Here is a 13,302-nt window from a genome sequence, read left to right as displayed (position 1 = left end):
CAATGCCGCTTCACATCACCAATAAGGGGTAGAAGGGCTGAAGTTAGAGCCTTTCTCCGTCATGGTTTGTAAATTTCTCTAGATGAAGTTCTTTGCAGTCTACACATTTAGAGGTGAGGACAGAGAAAGAACTTAATCTTTTTTAAGCTTGATTCATAGCGTAAGGATGCCAGTGCATGGAGCAAAATCAACTCTGCTATGCGTCAAACACAGCGAACCAGGGAAGAGGGGATGGGGCGATGAAGCGAAAAGAATGCGCTCCCCTCAACCCTACACGTCCTCCCCTAACTGCCGAAGCCGTTGTGCTAGCTGTTCTGCCCGTTGCCGTTCTGTTTCTGCCCGTTGCCGTTCTGTTTCTGCTCGTTGCCGTTCTGCTTCTGCTCGTTGCCGTTCTGCTTCTGCTTCGCTCAAGTAGCGATCGCCCGTGTTGTCATACCAACTCAGTACCTCTCGTTGAAGCGGATCATTCGATAATCGACAGCGTCCAATCCCTAATCCAATCTCCGGCATCCAAAAAGGTTCACCTATTTGCAACTCGTATTTATGATTGACCAACTTATAAACCTCAAATGGCATCTGCCGATCGCGTTGCCAAAACTGGGGATTATAAATGACGTAGTACAGCACCCCCAACCTGGCATAGATGGCTAGTTTCTCGTCATACTCGCCGCCCGGAGTCTGGGATACCACTTCCAAAGTCAGGATGGGTGAAACGCCGTTCTCTTCCCACACGACATAGCTCCTGCGCGGTTTGTCACCCTTACGCCTTTCTACACCCAAACTCAAAAAGCCATCTGGCACTACTGGGACTTTAGGGTGCGCTCCTGTGGTGTGATAAATCCCCATATCGACCGCAAAAAACCAATCATTCCGATGTTGCCAGATGTATTCCAACAAAAACAGCAACACATTGGGGACAAAATTCTGCTCCTCATTATCCACAGGAAAGTCATCCGAATCGATTAATTCGTCACTGCTTGGCAAGGTGTATTGCAGGTCAGATGGCAGCATAGTCTTGCTTTCCCAGATCCCATCATTGGCTTCATTATAAATCCTGCCAGAAATTGAGGGTCTGAACGTTGGGGCAAGTTGTTCTAGCCTGCGTTTTTTTCTGCGCTGTTTCTACAATGGAAAGGCTTCATGTTCCAATCCGTATGACTGCATTGCTCACCAAATCATCATTGACTTTAGATGTCAGCCTCGATTCTCAACCTCCAGTTCCACTTTCTGCTGCCTATCGAGAGGCGGGTTCTGGTCATCCATTGCTGATGCTGCATGGCTTCTTGGGAAGCAGCGACTGTTGGAGTCCATTGATTGAACGATTACAGCCGTATTTCCGCTGTGTCAGCCTCGACTTGTTGGGATTTGGAGACTCGTCCAAACCACAGATTCGCTACGATGTTGCCAAAGAAGTCGCTTTTGTACGGGCGTTTGTTGAAGCGCTGGAGTTAAAACCCTGCGCCATAGTGGGGCACTCCTTTGGTGGGTGGGTTGCCTCTGCCTATGCACTGGCATATCCTGAGGCGGTGAGCAGTCTCATGCTGGCAGCCCCAGCAGGAATTCGGGATGATAGCTTTTGCGGGCGGTATGACCACTTACGCCCTTTACTCTGGGAAACCCCGGCGGTCGATTGGGTGCTGGATCTGGCACGTCCTGTGGCAGCGATGCTAGGGCAAACTCCTACCCTGAACACCATTACCGGCTTTCGTCAATCGCTGATGGCAAATCCGGCAGCCTGTTCCTTTCTACGCGATCGCATCCGTCCCGAAGATGCGATCGACACCGTTGAGAAAGAAATTCATCGCCTGCGAGTGCCAACCCTGGTGATTACAGGCGATCGCGATGACACCATTCCCCTCTGGCACTCAGAAACTTACGCTCAGGAAATTCCCAATGCCAGACTGGAAATCATTCCCAACGCCGATCATTCTCTGCCTCAAAACTATGCGTCTGAACTGGGATCGGTTATTTCGCCATTTCTTTACACCCATCTTCAACCGGATGCAGCAAATAAGTGATCTTGCTTATTTGTAGGATGGGGAAAGCCTGTGCTATAGCTACGCCAAAGCGAAGCGTAACCCATACGGGCTAAAAAACTGTCAATTTTTTCAAGCCGGTAATGAAAGTTCTCAGCATTAAAGTCAAGCCCAATTCTAAGCAACAGGTAATTCAGCAGGAAGACGATGGTAACTTCACAATCCGGCTCAAGTCACCCCCGGTGGATGGCAAAGCCAATCAAGAATTGATTTGCTTGCTGGCAAAGAAATTTAATGTGCCAAAGTCTTTCATCCGAATCAAATCCGGGGCATCTTCAACCAATAAGCTGGTTGAGATAGATGGTATATGAAAATCAATGCTTCCATGCTGCGGCAAGGATACCGGACAGACTATAAAACAGGTCTGTATGCTGAACCTTCTAGGGATGCTCACATAATCCATTTTGGCTACTACGTGGATGGACTGCCTCACGGTTGGACGCTTCACCTGGAACCCGGTCAGTGTAGGGGATGGGCAGAAAAAACCGAACGGAATGATATTCCAGATAATACCAGAAGCCTACATTTGCAATGAATGCATTTGCCTTTGCAATGAAATATTGATGGAGGAACAGTCCATGAATGAGGCGAGCGATCGCTAAAATGGAGTTTTGCCCGTTCACAATTGATCCATGCTGCCACGCGACGAGTTATTGAAGAATGTTGAAAACCGGGAAACGGTTGCACGGGTGATTGACCAGGCAGACCAGGCAATTAAAACCTGGGAAGTGGTGCAGACTGACTTTCTTTCGCCTCCCGAATACATGGAGGTGCAGCAAGCTTTTGGGCGGCTGACAGAAATTCACTTGGCAATGGGGGGTGGATACCCCCAGGCAGAACGGCAGCGGTTTGCGATCGCCCGCTCTGAACTCCCGCTTGATACCGACCAGGTCGAAGTGGCGATTGTGGAAATAGCCGGAAACTTTCTGTTCGACCTGGCAACTCACCGGGATTTTTTGGGCGCACTGTTGGGAACGGGGATTGTACGGGACAAAGTGGGTGACATCATTGTGCTGGGTGAACGGGGAGCGCAGGCGATCGTCGTTCCTGAGCTGGTGGAATTTCTGGAAATGAACCTGAAGCAGGTACGCTCTGTGCCTGTGAAAACTCAGCGGATTGAGCTAAGTGAACTTAAGGTGCGGGAGCCAAAGAAAAAGGAATTGACGACCGTAGAAGCTTCTTTAAGGTTGGACGCGATCGCTTCTGCGGGTTTTGGTATGTCCCGTAGCAAGATGGCTGAGATGATTTCGGGCGGTGATGTGCGGGTTAACTGGAAGGACATTACCAGTTCCAGTTACCAGGTGAAGTCAGGTGATCTGATCGCTATTCGTGGCAAAGGTCGAGTGGAAGTCGGTGAAATTGCAGTGACTAAAAAAGACCGCTATCGGGTGCAGTTGACTCGATTTGTTTAGAGGATCTACGTCAGGCTTAAGACCTCGGAGGTTGTGAAAACCTCCAAGGTCTGGGGCTATAGAAGAAGCCCGATTGCACTCATAGGTTTTGTCTGTAATCTTTACTGAAGCACAAGGTTAGACCTATCCAGGGAGGGGGAAGGCGAATAATGCTGGCGATCGCCGACATCTGCCTCATCCCAGAAGTATCAAACCGATTAGTAATCACTAGACTGATCCAGTAAAAAGTCTTAAAGCCTATCCAAAAACTTCGGAGTTTTTAGTTCTGGGCTTTGACAGCAGACTTTTTAGATAGGCTTTTAGCGCAATTCAATGTAGTCGATGCCACGATACCTCATGCTAACAATGGACTGGGGTATGAGAGCTTTTTTACGTGAACTCAGAGCTGTCGCGACACCTCGATACTGCCCGGTAACAGGGTTTTCAATAGTGTCGATCGCCATCGGAGCGTACTCATAACCGTTGCCGCGATATTTAAGTCTCATGGTTGTGTTCCTTAATGGGGGCTTACAGTATCTATCATGCAAGTATTTTTTCTCTTGCGACGTGATATAGATCCCCTTAAGGTTGTGAGCTTTGGCAAGTCCAGCTATGGATGGAAGCACCTGGATAGCGTGATATGGACAAGGCGGAGTCCGTGTTTTCAGTGTTTACCTGGGGTGACTGGCATCACGTATTTAGTTGGGCGATCGCTCCCGTAAACCCGCTCTGCAATTGCCCAGCCTTAACAGCCAATGACCTCTAATTTGGCTTGTTGCGCCCAGCAGCGAATATACAGATAGGTGGATGAGTAGCTATTTACCCATCCACCCCATAACTGGAGTGATTTCTAACTTCTACCAGCTTGTTCTAATACTCCGGCACCGAGGCATCCACTTCCTTGCTCCAGGCGGTGATCCCACCTTTGACATTGATTCCCTCAATCCCTGCCTTTTCCTTCAGAATGCCTAATGCCTTGGCAGAACGACCGCCCAATTTGCAATGGGCAATGAGCTTGTGACCGTTCAGCAGGTTCTTCACCTTTTCCACGCCAGAGCCATTTTCAATATCGGGCAATGGCACCAGCACAGCACCCGGAATCTTGGCAATATCCCACTCATGGGGGTTGCGGACATCAATCAGGACGTAGTCATCCGTACCGCTTTCAAGCAACTGCTTCAGTTCTTGCACCGTCATTTCCTGCATGTTGGCTTTCTCCTTTTCTTCAGCGGCTCTTGCCTGGGGAATGCCGCAAAACTCTTCGTAGTCGATCAATTTGTCGATCACGGGACGCACCGGATTCGGACGTAACTTCAATTCCCGGAAGGTCATATCCAGTGCGTTGTAGAGCAAGAGGCGACCACTGAGGGTTTTGCCTGCACCCAGAATAATTTTGACTGTCTCCGTTGCCTGAATCACACCGATCACACCGGGAAGAATTCCTAACACGCCGCCTTCGGCACAGGAGGGAACCAGTCCAGGTGGTGGGGGTTCGGGGTACAAATCGCGGTAGTTGGGACCCTCCTGGTAGTTGAAGACCGTTGCCTGTCCCTCAAACCGGAAGATGGAGCCATAGACATTGGGTTTGCCCAGCAGGACACAAGCATCATTTACCAGATAACGGGTTGGGAAGTTGTCTGTGCCATCCACTACCACGTCATAGTCTTTAAAAATTTCCAACGCATTCTCTGAACTGAGACGGGTTTCGTACAGGTCTACCTGGCAGTAGGGGTTGATCTCATGGATCCGATCCTTGGCAGATTCGATTTTGGGTTTACCGACCCAGGACGTGCCATGAATCACCTGACGCTGCAAGTTGGAACTATCCACCACATCGAAATCAACGATGCCGATGCGCCCGATGCCTGCGGCTGCCAGGTACAGCAAGAGCGGTGAACCCAAACCACCTGTCCCCACACAAAGGACGCTGGCAGCCTTCAGCCGCTTCTGTCCCTCCATGCCGACTTCGGGCAGGATCAGGTGGCGTGAGTAGCGTTCATAGTCGTCCTTTGTGAGCTGAATGTCGTCAAGATTGGGATTTAGCATAGAAGGTAGAAAAGAATGGAAAGTGAAGTTGTCGGTGTAGAGAAGTGCCTTCAGGGGCAGGAGCCAGTGGTGTTAAAGATTCAGGGTTAGCGACTCGCGTCGCATTCGGGCGCATTCCGTTCTATGAATCGCTTCCGGTTGAAACTGGTGCTCTTCATCCAGAACCCAGCTTTGAGCATCGGTGGCGTTGCCCTGGAGGACAGAGACAATCAGATAGGAGTATTGGGACCAGGCGAGGCGGCGATCGCACTCCGAAGGAACCGCCAGATGATCCGGATGGGAGTGGTAGATCCCAACAATTTCGAGATTGCGCTGACGGGCATCCTTCATTGCGGCTAACATTTCCTCTGGAGCAATCCAGTAGCGGTGGGCTTTACTGGCTGACAACTGACTGGCTGGCAATCCATCTGCAAGCTCCTCAGCCACATCCGCTGTCCAGCTATTTTCAGTGATCCAAATATCTGACACGACTCGCCCCTCCGCCGTTAAATTGCCAATTAGCAAACCACAGCACTCATGGGGGTAAGTGCGCTCGGCGTGGCTTTTGATGGCTTCTAGGTGATGAGCGGCAAGGGTAAGAGACACAGAGTTAGTTTTAAGCACGCATTAGTTTTAGGCACGCAAATCCCAGTCAAGTCTTTTATTGTAAAGCAGGATTCCTCCCGTAAGTGTAAACGACCGTTAAGTGTTCCTAATCATTGCAGGCTATGCAAGGGGAAACGGCTGTAAGTCAAGGGTGAAAGAGAAGGATGAAGTTTGGCAAAACTACTTAAGCTATCAGGCATTCCTTCGGATAGCCTGGATTTGAGGAGAGAAGGTAGGAGCCAGGGAATTAGCTTTTAACTTCTCAAGTGCATCTGACAGGACTTCAAGATGGCTAACTTTCGTAAAAGTACCCTACTGGTTGGGGCTGGAATCGCGCTTTTTGGGGCAACATCCGGGGTGACTTCCACCATTTTGCACTTTCACCCTTCGTTGTTGTCTGCATTCAAGCTATTTCCAGACTCTGTGCCCCCAACAATTTGCAAAACGATCGCCACCGATCCCAATCCTCCGCTTAATGTCCGTTCCAGTCCCGTATCTGCTCCAGATAATGTGATAAGCAAGTTAAGAAATGGAACCCGGTTAGAGGTGGTCGATGAAAATCAGGGATGGTTGCGGATTGTCAGCCCGGTTGAAGGTTGGGTGTACAAAGACTTAACCGTAACCAGTTGTATCCCAGTAACCGCCGCTCAGGAGGATTCGGACTCCCCCGATAGGGGAATCGAGATTTTGCAGGAAGCAAACGAGTTTTATCAGGCGGGCAATTTGAAGGCGGCGATCGCCTTGGCTCAAACAGTGCCTTCCGGCAGTTCTACTTACCCAGCAGCCCAAGGAGCGATCGGACAGTGGCAGCAGAACTGGAACACGGCTGAAGCTGAATTTAATGCTGCTCAAACAGCATTGAAAGAAAACCGCTGGCAGGATGTTGTGAGCAAGGTACGGAACTTTCCCGACAATCGCTACTGGCGTGCCAGGTTAGCCCCAGTGGTAGGGGAAGCGATCAAACGGCAGAATGCCAGTAAGCAAGGAAAGTGAGATTGAATAGCCGTATGTATTGGAACCAAGACTTCGACGTAAGTGCAGATCGACAGAGCAGATCGACAGAGCGATCGCCAAACGTCTCAGCCGAACCTCTCAGCTAAACGTTTCAGTCGAACGTCTCAGTTCATGCAAGCCCTGATTCACACTCAGACACAATGCGGTAAGGAAAAGTAGCAGTAACGAGTAGCCACTTCGTGTAAACTATCATCCTGAAAGAAGAGTTAATCGGGTAGTAGTCTTTCTTGCTGGAGTTTGCTGCAACGGATGTTAACTAAAACCAGTCAGGTCTTCTGGTTCCCAGGCAGCGAGGTGTTTAGATTACACCCAAGTTCGCTGATGCGAACAACCAAGTCACTGTATGAGCGCAGCCATGCGCTCCTGTTTTTGTAATTCCCCGATCTTTGTAATTCCTCCATCTACGAGATGGTTATTGCCTGCCAGTTTTCATTCTCTGGCAGAGTAGTTTTTTGACTGAAGGAGTCGCTGTCCAGATTTCCTTCAGGATTGGACTCGGTTGTCAATATTATTTTCTCTAAATCAGGACTCAATCCATGAAAAGACGTTTGTTTGCTAGCTTGTTACTGCTATCGTTTGGCTTTGTTGCCTGCACTCCAAACTCTAGTACCACCACTTCCACCTCATCTCCAACCACAGCGGCTAATAGCAACCCCAAAACGCTGAAGGTTGGAGCCATTCCCGATCAGGATCCAGAGAAGTTGCAGCGGCTTTACGACAAGGTAGCAAAGTATCTAGAAAAGGAACTGAAAGTTTCGGTGACTTATACCCCCGTGACTGATTATGCCGCAGCGGTTACGGCTTTCAGGGTCGGTGATTTAGACCTGGTCTGGTTTGGTGGACTGACCGGCGTACAGGCGCGGCTACAGGTTCCCGGTGCAGAGGCGATCGCCCAACGGGACATTGACGAATCCTTTCACAGTGTCTTCATTGCAAACAAAAGAAGTGGCATCAAACCCACTCTTAACGTCCAGAAAGGCTTGGCTGATCTGAGAGGGCATACCTTTACCTTTGGTAGCGAGTCTTCCACCTCAGGTCGCCTGATGCCCCAATTCTTCCTCCAGCAGGCAGGCGTCAAGCTTGAAGATTTCAAAGGCGAAGTCGGCTTTTCAAAATCCCACGACGCAACCCTTGAACTGGTACAAGCAGGCACTTACGATGTTGGAGCTATGAATGAGCAAGTGTGGGATAGCCGCCTGCAAGAAGGCAAAGCCGATGCCAGTAAAGTTGATCTGATCTGGCGCACCCCTCCCTATCATGACTATCACTGGGTGATTAATCCCAGTGTCAAACAGCGCTTTGGAGATGACTTTACCCAAAAAGTGCAGAATGCCTTTCTAAAACTGAATCCTAAAGACAAAGACCAGAAAGAAATCCTGGATCTTTTTGGAGCCGAAAAGTTTATCAAAACCCAAAACTCTAACTACGCTCAGATTGAGAAGATCGGTCGAGAGATTGGAAAGATTAAATAGGCGGTAGGGGGGCAGTTGAAAGTTTTGAGTTGAGAGTTTTGAGTTGAGAGATATTTACGTCTTCATTCTTCATTCTTTACTCTCAACTGCCTCATCCCCCCATCTCCCCATCCCATCCCCCTATGAGCCAACCTGGACCAATCTTTGAACTCAAACATGTTACCCAACAGTTCAGGCAGTTCCAGGCGCTGAGGGACATCAACCTGAAAATTTTCTCCGGGGAGCGTGTGGCGCTGGTTGGCTCTAGCGGAGCGGGAAAGAGTACTCTAATCCGGTTGCTGAACGGTACACTGCTGCCTACCCAGGGAGAGGTTTGGGCATTGGGGCAATGTCTCAATCAGCTAACATCCCGTCAACTGCGGCAGGTGCAGCGAGGAATTGGCACGGTCTATCAGCAATTTCATCTGGTTGATAATCTGCGCGTAATTCACAATGTCAATGCGGGACATTTGGGAAGGTGGTCTTTGCTAAAAGCCCTGCTGTCACTGCTCAAACCATTGGAAGTTGAAACAGCGGCAAGAGCTTTGACCCAGGTGGGCATTCCTGAAAAGCTTTACGATCGCACCGATCAGCTTTCCGGAGGGCAGCAGCAGCGCGTTGCCCTGGCGCGGGTGCTGGTTCAGGATCCCATGGTGATTTTGGCAGATGAACCGATTGCCAGCCTCGATCCTGAACGCAGCCGTGAAATTATGGATATCTTGCGATCGCTCACGGTTGAAACCTCGCGTACTCTGGTGGTGAGCTTACATGCCCTGGAGTTTGCCCGTTCCCACTGCCAGCGGATTGTTGGTTTGCGTCATGGGCAAATTGTGTTTGATGCCCCCACTGAGTTGGTGACTGAGGACATGCTGGAGGAACTGTATCGATTGGAGTAGTCAATGCAGTGGTTAGTTGGTATTAGAGGGGTTAGCGGCAGCCTTAGCGTAGCCATGCCTAAGGGATGTGCCCCAAAATAAAGTACCCGCTAGACAAGCTGCTCCACGATGGATTCCCGCCTGCGCGGGAATGACGTTGGGACTTTATTAATTTGCGACTCCCTAAGCGATGCCACTCATCCACTGGTGTAATCATCACACGCTGTTCTCTACGCTTCACGGCTCCCCCTCCGCCTCTCTGCTCCCTTCCTCCTTTTGAACCGGAGCTTGCCACCAGCGATCGCCTTGAACCAGAGTATGAACTTGCCACTGTAAATCGGTTTCGGGGTAGTCTACTCGATAGTGCCCACCCCGACTCTCAGTCCGAAACTGGGCGCTTTTCAAGATCAGATAGCCCACGTCTAGCAGATTACGGGTTTCTGCCCAGTTTCGGATCGTTGGTTCGATACTGGGAGACTGTAACTGAACCGATTGTCCGGGTTGGAGAGCGAGTAAAGCTTGACTAATCGAAAGCTTACAAAATTCACGCTGCCACTGTTGAATTTGAGCGATCGCCCCTGCCATAACGCCCCCCTCTCGGCAAATTCCGGCACTCTGCCAGACCAGGCGAGGAAGCTGATAGCGAAGATTAGCGATCGTGTTGATTTCATCCAGAGATGAGCAGTTGATGGGGGATTGGGCATGGGGTGTCCCTTCCCCATTTCCCCTCTCTTCCCCAGCCTTTCCAGGATCGAGGTCAGCAAACTGAGCACCAAACACAATACACTCAAGCAAGGAATTACTGGCAAGCCGATTTGCCCCATGAACCCCGGTGCTGGCAGTTTCACCAACGGCATAGAGACCTGTAATTGAAGTTTGATTCAGCAGATCGGTCATAATTCCGCCCATCCAATAGTGAGCGGCGGGTGCAACCGGAATTGGCTCTCGGAACACATCGACTCCCCATTGCTGGCAGACCTGGATGATGTTAGGAAAGCGATGCCGAATCGTTTCTACCGGAATTGGGCGCAGATCCAACCAGACATGGGCAGAACCGGGGTCTGCTTTAGTGTTCTGCAAGTAGCTAAAGATAGCGCGACTGACCACATCTCTAGGTGCCAGTTCTCCGGCAGGGTGGTAGTCAAAGGCAAACCGCCTGCCCTGTTCATCAACCAGGTGAGCACCTTCACCCCGGACAGCCTCGCTAATTAAAAAGCGGGGAGCACCCGGTTTAGTCAGGGCAGTGGGGTGGAACTGAACAAATTCGAGGTCTCGCAGAACAGCACCCGCCCGGTGGGCGATCGCCACACCATCCCCAGTACTCAACTCCGGATTAGTCGTTTGGGCAAATACCTGCCCGCCCCCTCCCGTTGCTAATACCACGACTCTGGCTCGAATCCAGAGAATTTGCCCTTGATAAAGCAGGCACACTCCCTGGCAACCTTGATTCTCTGCATCCATCCACAAATCCAGGGTGAATGCCTGGGAAATGACCTGGATGTTCTGATGACTTAAAACCTGGGCAGTTAAGGTGCTAATCACTGCCCGTCCAGTCGTGTCGGCAGCATGCAATACTCGTCGTCTTGAGTGAGCTGCTTCCAGGGTCAATGCCAGTTCTCCATCGTGGCGATCGAAGGCAACTCCCAATTTCACAAGGGAATAGATACAGTCCGATGCATTCTCAACCAAAAATTTGACTGGCTGGTAGTCACACAGCCCTGCCCCGGCTCGTAAAGTATCTTCTAAATGCAGTGCCGTCGAGTCTTCTGGCGCGATCACGGCTGCAACCCCGCCCTGTGCCCAATCACTTGCCGAAAGCAAGGGCGTGTCCTTGGTAATCAGCCCAATCTTTAGATGACTGGGAAAGCACAGAGAGGCATAAAGCCCCGCCGCCCCTGCGCCAATGATGAGTACATCAAACTGAGCGGGAAAGTCTGAAGCCGATAGCTGACCAGGGGATTGAGATTGCAACGGAGTCCTTATCAATACAAAAAATAAATCAAGAAAATAAAAATTGCTCTTTGACCATTACTGGGCAGAGAGCAATTGTCACACTAATCATTCAGCACAGTGAATCAACACAGGTGATATAGACAAGTGGATGAGCCGCCTATCCATATCAATCTACCCATCCACCCATCTACATCTCAACTGGATAGTTATTTCTGCTAGCTTACGCCAGGAGTCATTGACTGCAATCCATTAACGATAGATACCGTTATTGATTCGGTCGGCTCCCTCTACGAAAGCTTCTTCAACGTCAGTTACAGTGAAATTTTGCAGGTTAGCTTGCAGAATTTCCTTCTGACGCTCAGTTAAGCCAGAGATTTTAAGCACATCGTCAACTTTGCCATAAGGAGCATTTTTGACAATGATTCCTGCCAAGTTGGGATATAAGCCCTGATACTGTCTGAAAGCACGGACGTTGGCATTATTTAAGTCAACTTTTTGACCGTACTCAGAAGCAAGCTTTTCCCCTACCGCATCGCGAATGGCTTCAGCCATAAGCAGGTTGGGCGTAAAAGCCAACCCATTTAATTGAGCACCAGCAGGTAGGTTTGCAGCCAGCACGTTTTGAGACACTCCTAACCAACCAAGACAACCTATCAACATCCCCAGAATTGTTAACAGGCGAAAAACCCTTTTCATGAATGTATTCCTCCCGTCCTGTTGCACGGAATCAATATGTAGCATTTATTAGAGCCTATCATTAGCCAGGTACCATGACGCATTGTGGCATCCTGAGCTAAGAATAGTGGTTAGAAATCTTTACAGTTCGATACGAAAATAGGGGCGGAGAGGAGGGGGACGACTCACCCTTTCCCTTTTGACTGCAAAAAGATATCCAGGTCAGAAAATGAGCAGGCGTGGGCAACGGTAGGAATATCGTAGCCTTTGAGATGGACGGTATATTGTTTGAAAAGTTTGGAGGAGTCAGCTCCTAGCTCAAAGAGATGCTGATAAGTGGTTTCACCCACAGCAACCTCTAAGCCAATTTGCTTAGTGGAAGTCTCCAGGCGGAAGGCAGCGTTGACCGTATCACCAAGGGCTGTGTAATCGGGGCGATCGCCACTTCCCGTATTGCCGACCATTGCATTTCCTGTATTGATCCCAGCTCCAATTCGCAGAGGGAAAGGGAGCGGATAAAGGTTGTAAAGATCACTGGTCATTTTGTGCAGAGCACTCAGGGCACGAAAAATTTGCATCATCTCCTCATCACTGACCCCTTGGGGCGCACTGTGAATCCAGATTGCCATGACTGCATCGCCAATGTACTTATCGACCCAACTGCCATACGTTCGAATAATGTCTCCAGCATGGCGAAACCAGGTACCAATCACCTCTGAGAGCAGGTTTTCATCAAGCTGACGGGTCAGCACCGTAAAATCTCGAATGTCTACCACCAGCACAGAGATCAAACGGCGCACATGGAGCGTTGCCGTAGCGGTAAATTCTCTAGAATCACCACTGGATGTATCGGGTGCTTGACTGGTGTTAGGGCAGTGAAATTCTAGATCGGTCTGCCCAAAGGTCAGGTGATCGCCGTTATGCAAGGTAACTGGAATACTGACCCGACGACCATTGACAAAAGACCCATTGCGGCTCCCCAAGTCAATCAGGTAAAACTCCCCAGTTTCCATACATTGCAACATCGCGTGGTTACGCGAAATCCAGCGGTCAGGCAGAACAAAATTATTGTCTTCACTGCGTCCAATTGTCCAGCAGTTGCTGCCGGTCAAAGGCAACCGCCGGGTGCCAGACTCCGTTCTTAATAGCAAATGGGGGGTGGATTGCAAGGTCACCACAGACTTAAAACAAAAAAGCTTCTACCCTAATGATGCATCCTGACACACTTTCTTGAACGCTAGTGTAGACGCGAACAGAAAAATCACCTGAAAATATT

General features: G+C 49.9%; 15 protein-coding genes. 7 read left to right on the top strand and 8 right to left on the bottom strand.

Annotation, left to right across the window (positions count from 1 at the left end; all coding sequences use genetic code 11):
- Window positions 1-270 precede the first annotated feature (270 nt).
- On the bottom strand, window positions 271-1,011 hold the full coding sequence (locus tag AC1S52_RS20700) for a Uma2 family endonuclease (protein WP_482030946.1): 741 nt from the start codon (window positions 1,009-1,011) through the stop codon (window positions 271-273).
- 143 nt (window positions 1,012-1,154) lie between these two features.
- Between AC1S52_RS20700 and AC1S52_RS20695 the strand changes: the two genes are divergently transcribed.
- Together AC1S52_RS20695 and AC1S52_RS20690 are read left to right on the top strand one after the other, a co-directional pair.
- A complete protein-coding gene (locus tag AC1S52_RS20695; RefSeq protein WP_482030945.1) occupies window positions 1,155-2,018 on the top strand; it encodes an alpha/beta fold hydrolase in 864 nt (287 codons plus the stop codon).
- Window positions 2,019-2,119: 101 nt separating this feature from the next.
- The gene (locus AC1S52_RS20690) at window positions 2,120-2,347 is read left to right on the top strand and encodes a DUF167 domain-containing protein (protein WP_482030944.1); all 228 of its coding nucleotides are present in this window, start codon (window positions 2,120-2,122) and stop codon (window positions 2,345-2,347) included.
- A gap of 69 nt (window positions 2,348-2,416) precedes the next feature.
- Here AC1S52_RS20690 and AC1S52_RS20685 read toward each other — a convergent pair whose 3' ends face one another.
- Window positions 2,417-2,659 carry a hypothetical protein gene (locus tag AC1S52_RS20685; protein ID WP_482030943.1) on the bottom strand — a complete coding sequence of 81 codons (243 nt, stop codon included), beginning with the start codon at window positions 2,657-2,659 and terminating at the stop codon, window positions 2,417-2,419.
- Window positions 2,660-2,668: 9 nt separating this feature from the next.
- Here AC1S52_RS20685 and AC1S52_RS20680 point away from each other — a divergent pair, with 9 nt between their 5' ends.
- Window positions 2,669-3,448, top strand: a complete 780-nt coding sequence (locus AC1S52_RS20680; RefSeq protein ID WP_482030942.1) for a photosystem II electron transport protein, Sll1252 family — start codon at window positions 2,669-2,671, stop codon at window positions 3,446-3,448.
- Between the two features lie 299 nt (window positions 3,449-3,747).
- Here the strand turns inward: AC1S52_RS20680 and AC1S52_RS20675 are convergent, their stop codons facing one another.
- Complete coding sequence (locus AC1S52_RS20675; protein ID WP_482030941.1) at window positions 3,748-3,933, bottom strand: DUF4278 domain-containing protein; 186 nt, start codon at window positions 3,931-3,933, stop codon at window positions 3,748-3,750.
- A 134-nt stretch (window positions 3,934-4,067) separates the two neighbouring features.
- Between AC1S52_RS20675 and AC1S52_RS20670 the strand changes: the two genes are divergently transcribed.
- Window positions 4,068-4,193, top strand: a complete 126-nt coding sequence (locus AC1S52_RS20670; protein WP_482030940.1) for a hypothetical protein — start codon at window positions 4,068-4,070, stop codon at window positions 4,191-4,193.
- A gap of 104 nt (window positions 4,194-4,297) precedes the next feature.
- Here the strand turns inward: AC1S52_RS20670 and moeB are convergent, their stop codons facing one another.
- Window positions 4,298-5,473 (bottom strand): molybdopterin-synthase adenylyltransferase MoeB, encoded by a 1,176-nt coding sequence (gene moeB, locus AC1S52_RS20665; RefSeq protein ID WP_482030939.1) that lies wholly within the window; start codon window positions 5,471-5,473, stop codon window positions 4,298-4,300.
- A gap of 72 nt (window positions 5,474-5,545) precedes the next feature.
- A complete protein-coding gene (locus AC1S52_RS20660; RefSeq protein WP_482030938.1) occupies window positions 5,546-6,058 on the bottom strand; it encodes a M67 family metallopeptidase in 513 nt (170 codons plus the stop codon).
- Between the two features lie 288 nt (window positions 6,059-6,346).
- On the opposite strand from AC1S52_RS20660, the gene AC1S52_RS20655 reads away from it, so the two are divergent.
- From AC1S52_RS20655 to AC1S52_RS20645, 3 genes are all read left to right on the top strand, one after another.
- Window positions 6,347-7,051 (top strand): SH3 domain-containing protein, encoded by a 705-nt coding sequence (locus tag AC1S52_RS20655; protein ID WP_482030937.1) that lies wholly within the window; start codon window positions 6,347-6,349, stop codon window positions 7,049-7,051.
- Between the two features lie 557 nt (window positions 7,052-7,608).
- The gene (locus AC1S52_RS20650; protein ID WP_482030936.1) at window positions 7,609-8,544 is read left to right on the top strand and encodes a putative selenate ABC transporter substrate-binding protein; all 936 of its coding nucleotides are present in this window, start codon (window positions 7,609-7,611) and stop codon (window positions 8,542-8,544) included.
- A 122-nt stretch (window positions 8,545-8,666) separates the two neighbouring features.
- The gene (locus tag AC1S52_RS20645) at window positions 8,667-9,419 is read left to right on the top strand and encodes a phosphonate ABC transporter ATP-binding protein (protein ID WP_482030935.1); all 753 of its coding nucleotides are present in this window, start codon (window positions 8,667-8,669) and stop codon (window positions 9,417-9,419) included.
- Between the two features lie 216 nt (window positions 9,420-9,635).
- Here the strand turns inward: AC1S52_RS20645 and nadB are convergent, their stop codons facing one another.
- The 3 genes from nadB to AC1S52_RS20630 form a co-directional block, all read right to left on the bottom strand.
- Window positions 9,636-11,369 (bottom strand): L-aspartate oxidase, encoded by a 1,734-nt coding sequence (gene nadB, locus AC1S52_RS20640; protein WP_482030934.1) that lies wholly within the window; start codon window positions 11,367-11,369, stop codon window positions 9,636-9,638.
- Window positions 11,370-11,600: 231 nt separating this feature from the next.
- On the bottom strand, window positions 11,601-12,047 hold the full coding sequence (gene psbU, locus AC1S52_RS20635; RefSeq protein ID WP_482030933.1) for a photosystem II complex extrinsic protein PsbU: 447 nt from the start codon (window positions 12,045-12,047) through the stop codon (window positions 11,601-11,603).
- Between the two features lie 164 nt (window positions 12,048-12,211).
- Window positions 12,212-13,204 carry an FHA domain-containing protein gene (locus AC1S52_RS20630; protein ID WP_482030932.1) on the bottom strand — a complete coding sequence of 331 codons (993 nt, stop codon included), beginning with the start codon at window positions 13,202-13,204 and terminating at the stop codon, window positions 12,212-12,214.
- Window positions 13,205-13,302 lie beyond the last annotated feature (98 nt).

The organism is Kovacikia sp. CALU 1929 (assembly GCF_056784235.1).
Note: the sequence above shows the minus strand (reverse complement) of the source record. Positions and strands in the feature narration are given on the sequence as shown.

Bases quoted from the DNA above. Each gene is read 5' to 3' on its own strand.
- AC1S52_RS20645 (WP_482030935.1), top strand. From the start codon at position 8,667: ATGAGCCAACCTGGACCAATCTTTGAACTCAAACATGTTACCCAACAG.
- AC1S52_RS20700 (WP_482030946.1), bottom strand. From the start codon at position 1,011: ATGCTGCCATCTGACCTGCAATACACCTTGCCAAGCAGTGACGAATTA.
- AC1S52_RS20690 (WP_482030944.1), top strand. From the start codon at position 2,120: ATGAAAGTTCTCAGCATTAAAGTCAAGCCCAATTCTAAGCAACAGGTA.
- AC1S52_RS20695 (WP_482030945.1), top strand. From the start codon at position 1,155: ATGACTGCATTGCTCACCAAATCATCATTGACTTTAGATGTCAGCCTC.
- AC1S52_RS20650 (WP_482030936.1), top strand. From the start codon at position 7,609: ATGAAAAGACGTTTGTTTGCTAGCTTGTTACTGCTATCGTTTGGCTTT.
- psbU (WP_482030933.1), bottom strand. From the start codon at position 12,047: ATGAAAAGGGTTTTTCGCCTGTTAACAATTCTGGGGATGTTGATAGGT.
- AC1S52_RS20655 (WP_482030937.1), top strand. From the start codon at position 6,347: ATGGCTAACTTTCGTAAAAGTACCCTACTGGTTGGGGCTGGAATCGCG.
- AC1S52_RS20675 (WP_482030941.1), bottom strand. From the start codon at position 3,933: ATGAGACTTAAATATCGCGGCAACGGTTATGAGTACGCTCCGATGGCG.
- AC1S52_RS20670 (WP_482030940.1), top strand. From the start codon at position 4,068: ATGGACAAGGCGGAGTCCGTGTTTTCAGTGTTTACCTGGGGTGACTGG.
- moeB (WP_482030939.1), bottom strand. From the start codon at position 5,473: ATGCTAAATCCCAATCTTGACGACATTCAGCTCACAAAGGACGACTAT.
- AC1S52_RS20680 (WP_482030942.1), top strand. From the start codon at position 2,669: ATGCTGCCACGCGACGAGTTATTGAAGAATGTTGAAAACCGGGAAACG.